Annotated in this window: 12 protein-coding genes and 1 tRNA gene; 10 read left to right on the forward strand and 3 right to left on the reverse strand. The window is 73.6% G+C overall.

Features of this window, described 5'->3' with window-relative positions; translation table 11 throughout:
* Positions 1–9: 9 nt before the first annotated feature.
* A complete protein-coding gene (locus ACI79S_RS07645) occupies positions 10–1,107 on the forward strand; it encodes a class E sortase (RefSeq protein ID WP_456592847.1) in 1,098 nt (365 codons plus the stop codon).
* Between the two features lie 14 nt (positions 1,108–1,121).
* A complete protein-coding gene (locus ACI79S_RS07650; protein WP_456592848.1) occupies positions 1,122–1,280 on the forward strand; it encodes a hypothetical protein in 159 nt (52 codons plus the stop codon).
* A 6-nt stretch (positions 1,281–1,286) separates the two neighbouring features.
* On the opposite strand, the gene ACI79S_RS07655 is transcribed toward ACI79S_RS07650, so the two are convergent.
* Together ACI79S_RS07655 and ACI79S_RS07660 are read right to left on the reverse strand one after the other, a co-directional pair.
* Complete coding sequence (locus tag ACI79S_RS07655; protein WP_456592849.1) at positions 1,287–2,330, reverse strand: DUF1611 domain-containing protein; 1,044 nt, start codon at positions 2,328–2,330, stop codon at positions 1,287–1,289.
* Positions 2,327–3,346: a dipeptide epimerase gene (locus ACI79S_RS07660; RefSeq protein WP_456592850.1), complete on the reverse strand. Its 1,020-nt coding sequence runs from the start codon at positions 3,344–3,346 to the stop codon at positions 2,327–2,329. The genes ACI79S_RS07655 and ACI79S_RS07660 overlap by 4 nt, the downstream gene beginning before the upstream one ends.
* 138 nt (positions 3,347–3,484) lie before the next feature.
* On the opposite strand from ACI79S_RS07660, the gene ACI79S_RS07665 reads away from it, so the two are divergent.
* Genes ACI79S_RS07665 through ACI79S_RS07690 form a run of 6 tightly spaced genes read left to right on the forward strand, consistent with a single transcriptional unit; the run spans position 3,485 to position 9,179 of the window.
* Positions 3,485–5,011, forward strand: coding sequence for an ABC transporter substrate-binding protein (locus tag ACI79S_RS07665; protein ID WP_456592851.1), 1,527 nt, complete (start codon positions 3,485–3,487; stop codon positions 5,009–5,011).
* Positions 5,008–5,949: an ABC transporter permease gene (locus ACI79S_RS07670; RefSeq protein ID WP_456592957.1), complete on the forward strand. Its 942-nt coding sequence runs from the start codon at positions 5,008–5,010 to the stop codon at positions 5,947–5,949. Before ACI79S_RS07665 ends, ACI79S_RS07670 begins: the two co-directional genes overlap by 4 nt.
* Entirely contained in the window at positions 5,946–6,071 is a 126-nt protein-coding gene (locus ACI79S_RS07675; RefSeq protein WP_456592852.1) for a hypothetical protein, read from the forward strand. The genes ACI79S_RS07670 and ACI79S_RS07675 overlap by 4 nt, the downstream gene beginning before the upstream one ends.
* Positions 6,068–7,063, forward strand: coding sequence for an ABC transporter permease subunit (locus ACI79S_RS07680; protein WP_456592853.1), 996 nt, complete (start codon positions 6,068–6,070; stop codon positions 7,061–7,063). Before ACI79S_RS07675 ends, ACI79S_RS07680 begins: the two co-directional genes overlap by 4 nt.
* Positions 7,060–8,139 (forward strand): ABC transporter ATP-binding protein, encoded by a 1,080-nt coding sequence (locus ACI79S_RS07685; RefSeq protein WP_456592854.1) that lies wholly within the window; start codon positions 7,060–7,062, stop codon positions 8,137–8,139. Before ACI79S_RS07680 ends, ACI79S_RS07685 begins: the two co-directional genes overlap by 4 nt.
* Positions 8,136–9,179, forward strand: coding sequence for an ABC transporter ATP-binding protein (locus ACI79S_RS07690; protein ID WP_456592855.1), 1,044 nt, complete (start codon positions 8,136–8,138; stop codon positions 9,177–9,179). The genes ACI79S_RS07685 and ACI79S_RS07690 overlap by 4 nt, the downstream gene beginning before the upstream one ends.
* Before the next feature lie 5 nt (positions 9,180–9,184).
* Here the strand turns inward: ACI79S_RS07690 and ACI79S_RS07695 are convergent, their stop codons facing one another.
* The gene (locus ACI79S_RS07695) at positions 9,185–10,426 is read right to left on the reverse strand and encodes an MFS transporter (protein ID WP_456592856.1); all 1,242 of its coding nucleotides are present in this window, start codon (positions 10,424–10,426) and stop codon (positions 9,185–9,187) included.
* 241 nt (positions 10,427–10,667) lie between these two features.
* Here ACI79S_RS07695 and ACI79S_RS07700 point away from each other — a divergent pair.
* Positions 10,668–10,755, forward strand: a tRNA-Ser gene (locus ACI79S_RS07700).
* Positions 10,756–11,080: 325 nt separating this feature from the next.
* Positions 11,081–13,345, forward strand: a complete 2,265-nt coding sequence (locus ACI79S_RS07705) for an immune inhibitor A domain-containing protein (RefSeq protein ID WP_456592857.1) — start codon at positions 11,081–11,083, stop codon at positions 13,343–13,345.
* The last annotated feature ends 330 nt before the right edge of the window (positions 13,346–13,675 follow it).

Raw genomic sequence — 13,675 nt, forward strand, 5'->3', positions numbered from 1 at the left:
GGGCACGGTATGGCGGACCCGGACCGGGGACGGCGCGAGGACGACACCCGTCCCACGCAGCGGTGGGACCGCGTCGACGAGCCCGACGTGGTGCCGGTGCTCGGTCGCCCGCCCGTGCCGCCGGTGCCCGCCCGCGACGCCGCGCCCCGGCACGGCGCGCTCCCGGACGCGGGGGGCAGCTCGACGGGCACCGTCGCCGAAGAGCCTCCGGCCGATCGTCCGTGGGACGACGGGCCGTGGGACGAGCACTGGGACGAGCTGGTCTCGGACGACGGCGCCTGGGACGACCTCTCCCCGGACGACCGCTCCTGGGACGACGGCTCCTGGGACGACCAGCCGTGGGACGACGACCGCGACCAGCCGGCCGCCGAGCCCCGGCGCCGCGAGCCGCGGTGGCAGGTGGTGTCCCGCGGCATCGGTGAGCTGTTCGTCACCGCCGGCCTGGTGCTGCTCCTGTTCGTCGTCTACGAGGTGTACGTCACCGACCTGCTCACCGACCGCCGGCAGGACCAGCTCAGCGCCGAGCTGCAGGAGCGCTGGGAGGACGCCGACGCCGACGCCGGCCTGGTCCAGGTGGAGATCGGGGATGCGTTCGGCGTCCTGCGGATCCCCCGGCTGGGCGAGGACTACGCCCGGGTGATCCTCGAGGGGACCACCGAGGAAGCGCTCTCGCAGGGCCCCGGCCACTACGCCGACACGGCGATGCCCGGTGAGCCCGGCAACGTCGCGCTGGCCGGCCACCGCGTGGGCAAGGGCTCGCCCTTCCTGGAGCTGGACGCGATGCAGCCCGGCGACCCGATCGTCGTGGAGACCGTCGACAGCTGGTTCGTGTACCGGGTGCTGGGCGACCCCGCGACCGGCGACGTCGACGCCGATCCCAGCGGCATCCCCGGCATGCAGATCGTCAGCCCGAGCGACGTCTCGGTCATCGCCCCGACGCCGAACGCCGATGTCGCGGTCGGGCCGACGGGCTCCTACCTCACGCTCACGACCTGCCACCCGCGGTTCTCCGCGAAGCAGCGGCTGATCATCCACGCGGAGCTCGACGGCGCGGGCATCCCCAAGGCCGAGATGCCCGACGGCCCGCCGGCGTTGCGCGAGAGCTGACCGAGGAGGCTGCGATGTACGGCTGGATCTGGCGTTCCCTGCCCGGCGGCAGGGGCGTGAAGGCGCTGGAGGCGCTGGTGCTGGCGCTCGCCGTCTGCGCCCTGCTGCTCTTCGTCGTCTTCCCCTGGGTGGAGCCGCAGCTGCCCTGGAACGACGTCACCGTCGACGGCTGACCCGGCTCACCTCCGGTCGAGCACGCCCAGCACGGCGTCGAGCACCCGGGTGGCGCCGAAGCGGACGACGTCGTCGGTGACCAGCCCGGTCTCCGCCGCGGCGGCCTCGACCGCGGCCCGGGCGTCGTCGTCGCCCAGCCCGGCGGTGTTCAGCGCGACGGCGGCGACCCGCGCGGGGCGCACCCACCCGGCGGCCTGCTCGTAGCCGCGCACGAGCTCGCCCAGCGGCGGCAGCGCGGTGCCCGGGTAGTCGGCGATCGCGGTGCGCCCGGCCCGGTGGCACAGCACCAGCGCGTCGGCCGAGGAGCCGTGCAGCAGGCCGAGCGTCACCCCCGAGTAGGCCGGGTGGTGGATCGAGCCCTGGCCCTCCAGCCAGAGCAGGTCACCACGGGTCGCCCCCTCGCGCACCAGCCGGTCGGCGGCGCCGGCGACGAAGTCGGAGATCACGTGGTCGACGGCCATGCCCCAGCCGGAGATGGCGACCCCGGTCTGCCCGGTGGCCACGAACACCGAGCGCAGCCCGCGGTCCCGCGCGGCCCGGTCGAGCTCCAGGACGACGCTCATCTTCCCGATCGCGCAGTCCGAGCCCACCGTGTGCACGACCCGGGCCCCGACCGGCCCGGCGAGCGGCACCCCGAGGTCGTCCGGCACCGCCCGCAGGTCCCGGATCCGCACCCCCGAGGCCCGGGCGGCGGCCGCCAGCTCCGGATCGGCGCGCAGGTCGGTGTGCAGCCCCGCCTCCACGTGCATCCCCAGGCGCAGCGCGGTGAGCAGCGTCCGCCGCCAGGCGTCGGTCAGCCGGCCCCCGAGCGGGGCCACGCCCAGCAGCACCGTCGTCGCGCCGAGCTCCCGGGCGGCCGCGACGTCCGCGACGACCGGCACCGGACGGGCGCAGAACGGGACGACGTCCACCGCCCGCCGCCCGGCGTGGACGTCGTCGATCACGCACACGACCTCGCGGGCGCCGTAGCGCAGCACCCCGTGCGCGGTCTTGGCGTAGGACTCCGCGAGCTGGCCGCCGGTGAGCACGGCGAGCCGTTCGCCGCTCACGCCGCCTCCCGGGCGGTGAGCCCGAACCCCGGCGCGTCCGGCAGCACCAGCCGGCCGTCCCGTAACCCCAGGCCGGTGAACGGCTCGTCGCTGATCAGCAGGTGGCCGTCCAGGTCGACCAGGTCGGCCAGCGGGCCCAGCTGGGCGGCCTGCGCGATGCCGAGCTGCGACTCGATCATGCAGCCGAGCATCACCCGCAGGTCCAGCGCGGCCGCCGCGGCGATCATGCGGTGCGCCTCGCGGATGCCGCCGCACTTGGCCAGCTTCACCACGATGCCGTCCGCGTAGCCGGCGACGCCGGCCACCGAGGCGAGGTCCTTGCACCCCTCGTCGACGAAGACCGGGAGCCGCCCGGGCAGCTCGCGGTAGCGGGCGAAGGAGTCCAGGTCGGCCGCGGGGAAGGGCTGCTCGACCATCTCCACGCCGAGCTCCCGCAGCCGCGGGGTGAGGTCTCGAGCCTGCTCGAACGTCCAGCCCTCGTTGCCGTCGATCCGAAGCCGGGCGCCGGAGACCGCCCGGATCGCCGCCAGCCGCTCCAGATCGCCTGGGCCGCCGACCTTCACCTTGTAGACGGCGAAACCCGGGGCCCGGCGCACGCGGGCCACGGTCTCCTCCACCGTCGAGATGCCGATCGTGAAGCTCGTCGGCGGGGCGACGCCGTCGAGGCCGAGGAGCCGCCACACCGGCAGGCCGTACCGGCGGCCGACCCAGTCGTGCGCGGCACCGTCGAGGGCCATCTTCGCGCCCTGCGGACCGTCCCAGGCGCGCAGCCGGCCGGCGATGCCCTCGAGGTCGCGCAGGTCGTCGCCGAGCAGCGCGCGCCCGTCCGCGGCGACGGCGTCGGCCATCGCGGCCACCGATTCGCCCCAGTAGGCCACCGGCGCGCCCTCGCCGTACCCGCGGACGCCCCCGTCGTCGACCTGCACCACGAGCACCTCCTCGGTGTCCACCGACGAGCGGGCGATCGTGAACGTGTCGCGCAGGCGCAGCGTCCGGCGACGGCAGGTGAGTTCCACGGGGGTGAGTCTGGCGCGCCGCGGGCGGGATGTCTCGAACAGGCAACGATCCTGCTCAGCGGCTGGTTCGGGTTGTCGGCCGGCAGTGACGGGGTCAAGGTCGGAGGTGGACGACCTGCCCCGACCCCGGAGGTTCCCGTGCGCAGCACCCGACTCCTGTCCCTGGGCGCCGTCGGCGCGCTCGCCCTCTCCGCGTGCGGCGGCGGTGGGGAGAGCGTCGACACCGGCGGTGGCGGTGGCGGCGGGGACAACGTGCTCGTGGCCGCGGTGAGCGCGCAGCCCGACCAGCTGGACCCGCACGTCACCAGCGCCTACCCGAGCTTCCAGGTGCTGGAGAACGTCTACGACACCCTCGTCGTCCCGAACGCCCAGGACCTGACGATGGAGCCCAGCCTGGCCACCGACTGGGAGGTCAGCGACGACGGGCTGACCTGGACGTTCAACCTCCGCGAGGACGTCACGTTCCACGACGGCACCGAGTTCGACGCCGCCGACGTCGTCTACTCCTACAACCGGATCATCGACGAGGAGCTCAACAACGCCTACCGGTTCGCGACGGTCGAGAGCGTCGAGGAGGTCGACCCGCAGACCGTCGAGATCACCGTCAGCCAGCCGACGCCCAACCTGCCGGCGCTGATCGGCGCCTTCAAGGGCATGGCGATCCTGCCCGAGGGCGCGGCCGAGGAGTACGACCTCCAGACCGAGGCGGTGGGCACCGGGCCGTTCACGCTGGAGAGCTTCGGCGCGAGCGGCACCGAGCTGGCCGCCTACGAGGACTACTGGGGCGGCGCGCCGACCGTCGACGGGGTCGAGTTCCGCTACGTCACCGAGCCGGCCGCGGCGCTGACGGCGCTGCAGAACGGCGAGGTGCAGTGGACCGACAACGTCCCGCCGCAGCAGATCGAGTCGCTGGAGGGTGACGACGCCGTCGAGCTGGCCACCACGCCCAGCGTCGACTACTGGTACATGAGCATGAACTACGACCGGGAGCCCTTCGGGAACCCGCTCGTGCGGCAGGCGATCGCCACCGCCGTCGACCGGGCCGCGGTCACCGAGGCGGCCCGCTTCGGGGCGGCGCAGCCCAACCAGACGGCCATCCCCGAGGACAGCTTCTACTACTACGACTACTCGCCCTTCGAGCCCAGCGCCGAGGAGGCGCAGGCGCTGCTGGAGGAGGCCGGCGTCCAGACGCCGATCACGATGGGCCTGATGGTCACCGACGAGTTCCCCGAGACCGTCACCGCCGCGCAGGTCATCGCCAGCCAGCTGCAGCCGATCGGGATCGAGGTGGACGTCCAGACCGTGGACTTCGCCACCTGGCTGGACCGGCAGAGCCAGGGCGACTTCGACGCCTTCATGCTCGGCTGGCTGGGCAACATCGACCCGTTCGACTTCTACCACGCCCAGCACATCACCGACGGCTCCAGCAACTACCAGGGCTACAGCAACCCGCAGGTCGACGAGCTGCTGACCCAGGCCGCCACGGAGACCGACCAGGACGCCCGCAAGGAGCTCTACGACCAGGCGGCGACGCTCATCGTCGACGACGTCTCCTACCTGTACCTGTACAACCCCGACGTCGTGCAGGCCTGGGCGCCGGGGCTGTCCGGGTACGAGATCCGCGCGGACAAGGCGATCAACTTCGAAGGCGTGGAGCTGCCCTGACCGGCTACGTCCTCCGGCGCATCGGCCAGTCGGCGGTCGTCCTCGCCGGAGTGAGCGTCATCGTGTTCGCCCTGGTGCACCTCGTACCGGGCGATCCGGTGCGGCTCGCCCTCGGCACCCGCTTCTCGCAGCAGAGCTACGACGCCCTCCGCGAGCGGTCGGGGCTCGACCAGCCGCTGGTCGAGCAGTTCTTCGGCTGGTTCGGCCGGGCGCTCACCGGTGACCTGGGGGTCAGCTTCCGCAGCGGCGAGACGGTGACCTCCCAGATCGCCGAGCGGTTGCCGGCCACGTTGACGCTGGCGTTCGCCGCGATCCTGGTGGCGCTGCTCATCGCCATCCCGCTGGGCACGATCTCGGCGCTGCGTCCGCGCTCGCTCGTCGACCGGGTCGCCACGGTGATCAGCCAGTTCGGCATCTCGGTGCCCGACTTCTGGATGGGCATCGTGCTGATCCTGGTCTTCGCCGGGACGCTGGGCTGGCTGCCCTCGGGCGGCTACGTGCCGCTCAGCGAGGACCCCGGAGCCTGGTTCCAGCGGCTGCTCATGCCGGCGCTGGTGACCGGCGTGGTCTCCGGTTCGGTGATCACCCGGTTCGTCCGGTCCAGCATGCTGGAGGCCCTCGGCGCCGACCACGTGCGGACGGCGCAGGCCAAGGGGCTGCCGCAGCGACAGGTCTTCTCCTGGCACGTGCTCCGCAACGCCCTGCTGCCGCTGGTCACGGTGACCGGCGTGCAGCTGGCCTACCTGCTGTCGGGGGTGGTCGTCGTCGAGATCGTCTTCTCCTGGCCGGGGCTGGGCCAGCTGGCGCTGCAGGCCGTGCAGGCCCGCGACTACCCGGTGCTGCAGGGCGCCATCCTGCTGTTCGCGCTGGTCTTCCTGGTGATCAACCTCGTCGTCGACCTCCTCTACACCGCGATCGACCCCCGGATCAGGCGATGACACGCAGCCGAGTCCTGCTGATGATCCCCAGCCGGGTCCTGCTGATGACCCCCAGCCGGGTCCTGCTGATGACCCCCAGCCGGGTCCTGCCGACGACACCCGGCCGGGGCCTGCTGCCATGAGCATCCAGCCGACACCGGGCCCGCCGCCCTACCAGGAGCCGGACGGCGAGCGCCGCCCGGAGACCCCCGAGGAGCCTCCGGGCGGCTCGCCGCAGCGGGAGTCGCGGACGCCGCCGACGCTGCGCCCGGCCCGCCCGCGCTGGCGGGAGACGCTGAGCCTGCTGGCGCACAACCCGACGGCGGCGATCGCCTCGGTGGTCCTGCTGCTGATCGTGGTCGTGGCGGTCTTCGACGACACGTTCGCCCCGGAGGGGGCCAACGAGATCTCGGTGACCGACCGGCTCCAGCCACCCAGCTGGGCGCACCCGTTCGGCACCGACGACTTGGGCCGGGACATCCTCAGCCGGGTGATCCTGGGCGCCTCGGTGTCGCTGCGGGTGGGGTTTCTCGCCGTCGGCTTCGCGCTGGTCGTCGGCACCCTGATCGGCCTGCTCGCCGGCTACTACGGCACGTGGGTCGACGACGTCCTGATGCGGTTCATGGACATGCTCTTCGCGTTCCCCGCGGTGCTGCTGGCGATCGCCGTCCTCGCCGTCCGCGGCCCCGGGTCGGGGAACACCGCGCTGGCCATCGGGATCGTCTACACGCCGATCTTCGCCCGGGTCACCCGCGCGAGCGTGCTGGGCGTGCGCGAGGAGGTGTACGTGCGGGCATCGCGGTCGGTGGGGGCCTCGGACTGGCGGATCCTGACCCGCCACATCCTCCCGAACGCCGCACCGCCGATCATCGTGCAGACCTCGATCAGCCTGGCGTTCGCGGTGCTGGCCGAGGCGGCGCTGTCGTTCCTCGGCCTGGGCACCCAGCCGCCCAACCCGTCGTGGGGGCTGATGCTGGCCGAGGGGCGCGGCTACATCGACCTGGCCTGGTGGCTGGCGTTCTTCCCGGGGATGGCGATCTTCCTGACCGTGCTCTGCTTCAACCTGCTCGGTGACGGGCTGCGCGACGCGCTCGACCCGAGGCAGCGGACCCTCATGGCCGGGGGTGGCAAGTGAGCGGCGAGCCGGTGCTGGAGGTCGAGGACCTGCGGGTGCGGCTGCGCACCCCGCGCGGGCCCGCCGACGTCGTCAACGGGCTGAGCTACACCGTCGGCGCGGGGGAGACGGTCGCCGTCGTGGGCGAGTCCGGCAGCGGCAAGAGCGTCTCGGTGCTGGCGCTGCTCGGCCTGTTGCCCGCCCGGGTGGCGACGGTGACCGGCCGGGCCCTGCTGCAGGGCGAGGACCTGCTGACCATGCCGCCCGAGCGGCTGCGCCAGGTGCGCGGCCCGGGCGCCGGCATGGTGTTCCAGGACCCGATGACGTCGCTGAACCCGGTGCTCACGGTCGGCCGGCAGCTGGTCGAGGGCATCCGGGCGCACGGCGACGTCGCCAAGGCCGACGCCCGGGCCCGCGCGGCGGAGCTGCTCCGCGAGGTGGGCCTGCCCGATCCGGAGAAGGCGCTGGACCGCTACCCGCACGAGTTCTCGGGCGGCATGCGCCAGCGGGTCGTCATCGCGATCGCGCTGAGCAACTCGCCCTCGCTGCTCATCGCCGACGAGGCGACGACGGCGCTGGACGTCACCGTGCAGGCGCAGATCATCGATCTGGTCGAGAAGCTGCAGGCCGAGCACGGCACCGGCGTCATCTGGATCACCCACGACCTCGGCGTCGTCGCCGGGATCGCCGACCGGGTGCTGGTCATGTACGGCGGCCGGTGCGTGGAGGACGGCACGGTCGACGACGTCCTGGAGCGCCCGGCGCACCCGTACACCCGCGGGCTGCTCGGCTCGCTGCCCGACCTGGCGGCGCCGGTGGGCCCCGACGGCGAGGTGCCCGAGCTGACCGCGATCCCGGGGCTGCCGCCCCCGCCCACCGACCTGCCCCCGGGCTGCGTGTTCTGGCCGCGCTGCCCGGTGCGGTCCGATCCGCGCTGCGAGACCGAGCAGCCGCCGCTGGCGATCGTGCCCCGCGCCGCGGCCGGTGGGCCGGCGGGCGCGACCGCGTCGGGCAGCTACGCGGGCGACGGCGCGGGGCTGCCGCACCGCGCGGCCACCTGGTGCACCGAGGGCGTGGACGGGGGGAGCCGGGCATGAGCGAGGACGTGCTGGTCTCCGCCCGCGGGCTGGAGGTGCACTTCCCCATCGGGGGCGGCGGCCTGCGGCGGACGCCCGCGAGCGTGCTGCGCGCGGTGGACGGCGTCGACCTGGACATCCTGCGTGGCGAGACCCTGGGCCTGGTGGGCGAGTCCGGCTGCGGGAAGTCGACGCTGGGCAACGCGCTGCTGCGGCTGGTGCCGCCGACCGGGGGCACGGTCACCTTCGACGGCACCGATGCCACCTCGCTGGACCGCCGCGGCCTCAAGGAGATGCGCCGCCGGGCCGGGATGGTGTTCCAGGACCCGTTCGCCTCCCTCGACCCGCGGCGCACCGTGGCGCAGACGGTGAGCGAGCCGCTGGAGGTGCACGGCCTGCGCTCGGGCAAGAGCGAGCGCGCGGCGCGGGTGGGCGAGCTGCTGGAGCTGGTCGGGCTCGACCCCGTGGTGGCCGGCCGCTACCCGCACGAGTTCTCCGGTGGGCAGCGCCAGCGCGTCGGCATCGCCCGGGCGCTGGCGGGGGAGCCGGACTTCCTGGTCTGCGACGAGGCGATCGCCTCCCTCGACGTGAGCGTGCAGGCGCAGGTGCTCAACCTGCTGCGCCGGCTGCAGCGGCAGCTGGGGCTCACCCTGCTGTTCATCTCCCACGACCTCTCCGCCGTCCGGCACATCTCCGACCGGATCGCCGTCATGTACCTGGGCCGGATCGTGGAGATCGGGCCCGCGGCCGCCGTGGGCAGCGAGCCGCAGATGCCGTACACGCAGGCGCTGCTGTCGGCGGTGCCGCTGCCGCACCCGGCGCAGGAACGAGCGCGGGAGCGGATCGTGCTGCACGGCGACGTCCCCTCGCCCTCCGACGTCCCCTCGGGCTGCCGGTTCCGCACCCGCTGCCCGTACGTCTTCGAGCCGTGCGACGACGTTGACCCGGCGCTGCAGCCGGCCGGGGCGCCCGGCCAGCTGGCCGCGTGCCACCTGCACGGCGTCGTCGGCACCCCGGTCACGAAGACGCCCGAGGGCGTCACCGCCGACCCCGGCGGCTGAGCGGGTCAGACGGCGGAGCCGACCAGTCGGGGGCGGGCCGCGGCGAGCCCGACGGCCGTCTGGGCCAGGACGACGACCAGCAGGAGGAGCAGCCCCGGAACCCACTCCCCGGTGGCCTCGTGCAGCAGGCCGACGCCCAGCGGGCCGGTGGCGGCCAGCAGGTAGCCGACGCTCTGCGCGGACGCCGACAGCCGACCGGTCTGGGCGGCGTCCCGGGTGCGCTGCAGGATGAGCGTCATGGCCAGGGGGAACGAGACGCCGGTGCCGAGGCCGTAGAGCAGCGCCCACAGCAGGGGAGCCGCCGCCGGGGCGAGGACGAGGCCGGTGATCCCGGCGATGACCGGCAGGGTGCCGACGAGCACCCACCCGCCCTGGCCGGGACGCCGGGCCGCGAGCGGGGGGACGACCAGCGACGCGGGGATGCCCAGCGCGGCAGCGAGCGCCAGCAGGCCGCCGGCCGCGACGGGGGAGAGGCCGGCCTCGGCCTCGAGGATCTCGGCCAGCCAGGTCAGCATCGCGTAGAACGCGAGCGACTGGAGCCCGAAGAAGAGGGTGACGGCGAGGGCCACCCGGTCGCGCAGGACCGCGGTGCGGGCGCCCTGGGGAGCCGGCGGCGGGGGCGGGACGTCGCGCCGCGCACGGGCGAGGGCGGCCACCGCGACCAGGGCGGCCAGCACGGGCACGCCCCAGAGCAGCAGGCCGACCACGGCGCTGCCGGCGGCGGCGGCCAGCGGCTGCGCCACCCCGGCCCCGATGCTGGCCGACGCCGCCATGGAGGCGACGATCATCCCGACGACGACCGCGCTGCGCGCGCCGTACTCCGCCCGCGCCACCGCGGGCAGCAGGACGTTCCCGATCGCGATCCCGCCGGTGAGCAGCACGGTGCCCACGTAGAGCCCCGGCGTGGCGGCCAGCCGCACCAGGATGCCGACCGCTAGCAGGACGACGCCGAACAGCACCGCCCGGTGCAGGCCCAGGCGCGTCGCGAGGGCAGGGGCGAACGGCGAGACGAGCCCGAAGCAGACCAGCGGCAGGGCGGTGACGACGGCGAGCGCCCCGGTGGAGAGCGCGAGCTCGTCGCCGAGTTCGGCGAGCAGCGGCCCCACGGCGGCGAAGGGCGCGCGCAGGCAGAGCGCCACCAGGACGAGGGCGACGGCGGGCAGCGCCAGCCGCCAGGTGGCGCGCGGCCGCCGATCGTTGACGGTCACGCCTGCGTGCGCCGGCCGCTCGTCGGGCACGGAGGCCACGGCGCTCCTTCGCTCCGGTCGGTGGGCGGCACCACCCTAGTGCGCGCGATGGACGGCGTGCGCGGTGCACCGGGTTCGAGCCGGTCGCGCTGCTCCCCGGCGGAACGTTCCGGCGTGTGCGCCGACCGGCAGGTCGACCGGTGTCTCCTGCCGATCCGCGCACAGCGTCCGGCGCGCTCGGCCCGGCGCGGGTGGGCCGGGAGCGGGCGCCCGGGCTGACGCACTAGCCTCGACGGCGCCAGGAGGGCTCGCCTAGTGGCCGATGGCGGCGGTCTTGAAAACCGCTAAGAGGTAACCCCTCTTCGTGGGTTCGAATCCCACGCCCTCCGCACTGCGGTGCCGCGCGAGGTCGCCACACCGCCCGGACGGGCGTCTGACCTGCCATGTGTCCCGCCTCGGACCCGACCGTCCCACAGCATGGGACACGATGGGGGCGGATCCGGCGGTCCGGAGACTGTTTCGCAACGGTAAAGAGCCTGGTCGGATCCGTAGTTCCCCGTGGCGAGGCGCGACCGCAGCGTGACCGGTCGGTGTCGATATGTAGACACAGGTGCAGGCTGCATCTAACGTCCCGCTCGACCGCCCGCGAGCGGCCGCCGGTGGCCCCCCACCGGCCGGCTGGACGGTCTTCCTCCGAACGCAGGAGAACCATCCTTGAAGAGAGCTCTGGCCGTCGTCGCCGGCGCCGCCCTGGTCATGGCGGTGCCCGTGACGGCTTCCGCCGCACCCCCCGCAGAAGACGCCCCCGCGACCCCGCAGCGCGCCCACGACCTGCCCAACCCGCTCGCCGAGACGCAGCAGGCGCTGCGTGCCGAGGCGCTCGAGCAGGTGCTCACCGGGCAGACCACGCCGCGGGGCAGCAACAAGGTGGTCGAGGTGGCCCGCGGCCGCTACGTCGAGCTGGCCCAGGAGGACAGCGACGCGATCTGGACCGTCCTCGGCGAGTTCAGCGACCTGCCGCACAACTCGATCCCGGAGCCCAAGCGGTCGGTGGACAACACCACCATCTGGACCGAGGACTTCTCGCAGGGCTACTTCGACACCCTGCTCTACAGCTCCGCCCCGGGCGTCAACTCGGTGGCCAACTTCTACGAGCAGCTCTCCTCGGGCCGCTACACCGTCACCGGTGAGGTCGAGGACTGGGTGCAGGTGCCCGGGACGGGTGCCTCCTACGGCGACAACGACCTGGGCGACAGCGCCGTCTGGGGCTTCATCAACGACTCGGTGAACACCTGGTACGCCAACCAGCTGGCCGCCGGCAGGACCGCCGAGCAGATCGACGAGTACCTCTCGCAGTTCGACGTCTGGGACCGCTACGACTCCGACGGCGACGGCATCTTCGACGAGGCCGACGGCTACATCGACCACTTCCAGGCCGTGCACTCGGGCGAGGGCGAGGAGGTCGGTGGCGGCGTCCTCGGCGACGACGCCATCTGGAGCCACCGCTGGTACAACCAGACCAACCGGATCGGTACCGCCGGCCCGACGGTCGACGGTGCGGTGAACCCGCTCGGCGGCGCACAGGTGGGCGGCTCGAAGTACTGGATCGGTGACTACACCGTCGAGCCCGAGAACGGCGGCGTCGGCGTCTTCGCCCACGAGTTCGGTCACGACCTCGGTCTGCCCGACCTCTACGACACCTCCGGCAACAGCGGCGGCGCGGAGAACAGCACCGCCTTCTGGACGCTGATGAGCTCCGGCTCCTACGGCAACTCCGGCCGCCCCGAGGACGGCATCGGTACCCAGCCGATCCACATGGGCGCGTGGGAGAAGCTGCAGCTGGGCTGGCTCAACTACGAGGTGGTGCAGCCCGGCGAGAGCGCGAACCTGCGGCTCGGCCCGGCGGCGTACAACTCCAAGGAGAACCAGGCCGCCGTCGTCGTCCTCCCGGAGAAGGAGGTCACCGCCACGATCGGCACGCCGTTCGAGGGCGAGGACTTCTGGTACTCCGGCTCGGGCGACGACCTCGACCACAGCATGCTGGCGCCCAAGCCCGCCGGGGCCGGCGAGCTGACCGCCCAGGTCAAGTACGAGATCGAGGCGGACTGGGACTACGCCTACGCGGTGTACTCCACCGACGGGGGTGCCACCTTCACGTCGATCCCGACCAACCTGTCCACGACGACCGACCCCAACGGCCAGAACTTCGGCCACGGCATCACCGGCAGCACCGGTGGCGAGTGGGTCGAGCTCACGGCCGGCCTGGCGGGCGTGCCCGACGGTGCGCAGGTCGGCTTCCGGTACTGGACCGACGGCGCGGCCACCGAGCCGGGCCTGCAGGTCGACGCCGTGGCCATCGACGGCGCACCGGTCACCGACTGGACGCTGGAGGGCTTCGAGCTGACCACCGGCACGACGACGAACTCGTACTTCAACGCCTACATCCTCGAGAACCGGGCCTACACCGGCTACGACGCGGGGCTGAAGACGGGGCCGTACAACTTCGGTGACCCGCGGCGGCCGAACTGGGTCGAGCACTTCCCGTACCAGGACGGCCTGCTGATCAGCTACTGGAACACCCAGTACAACGACAACAACGTCGGCGCCCACCCCGGTGCGGGCCTCGTCCTCCCGGTCGACGCCCACCCGGGCCTGCTCTACGAGCCGACCGACGACGAGGGCGAGGACCGCACGAACGGGGAGAGCTGGCGGCCGCGGGTGCAGTCCTACGACTCCACCTTCGGGCTCCAGCCGACGGACAAGATCACCCTCCACGACCCGGACACCGGTGTGGGCCAGAAGGTCGGCGGCCTCCCGGCCGTGCGCACCTTCGACGACACCAAGGACTGGTGGGTGGCGCCGGGCGAGCAGCCCGACGCCAACGGCTGGACCGGCGTCGACGTGCCCAAGACCGGCACGACGATCACCGTGACCGGCATGAGCGCGCAGGGCGCGCTCATGCAGGTGCGGGTCAACTGACCCGGTAGCGCAGCACGCGAACGGCCCGTCGGCACCCGCCGGCGGGCCGTTCCGCGTCGCGCGGGAGGTCCACCGGGCGGCTGCGCGCGGCGGCGGGGGATGCGCCCCCGCCGTGGCGTCCACCGTCCCGCGACCCGCCGCCCCCGCCGGGGTGACCGAGCCTGCGCCAGGCGCATCCGCGCTGGTCAGCGCCGTCCATGTCGACATGACGGTGATCCGGGCGAGGGGTGACCGCACGCTCGCGGAGCCGGTCGCAACGATCCGGTGACGGGCGTTCCGGGGTGGCGTCGAAGCCGCCGATGAGGAGGTCGGTGCGCCGTAACTTCACCC

It is taken from the genome of Blastococcus sp. SYSU DS1024, from assembly GCF_054050795.1.

What these genes read in the sequence shown, in the direction of transcription:
- ACI79S_RS07650 (WP_456592848.1), top strand. Translation starts at nt 1,122, where the DNA reads ATGTACGGCTGGATCTGGCGTTCCCTGCCCGGCGGCAGGGGCGTGAAG.
- ACI79S_RS07680 (WP_456592853.1), top strand. Translation starts at nt 6,068, where the DNA reads ATGAGCATCCAGCCGACACCGGGCCCGCCGCCCTACCAGGAGCCGGAC.
- ACI79S_RS07645 (WP_456592847.1), top strand. Translation starts at nt 10, where the DNA reads ATGGCGGACCCGGACCGGGGACGGCGCGAGGACGACACCCGTCCCACG.
- ACI79S_RS07675 (WP_456592852.1), top strand. Translation starts at nt 5,946, where the DNA reads ATGACACGCAGCCGAGTCCTGCTGATGATCCCCAGCCGGGTCCTGCTG.
- ACI79S_RS07690 (WP_456592855.1), top strand. Translation starts at nt 8,136, where the DNA reads ATGAGCGAGGACGTGCTGGTCTCCGCCCGCGGGCTGGAGGTGCACTTC.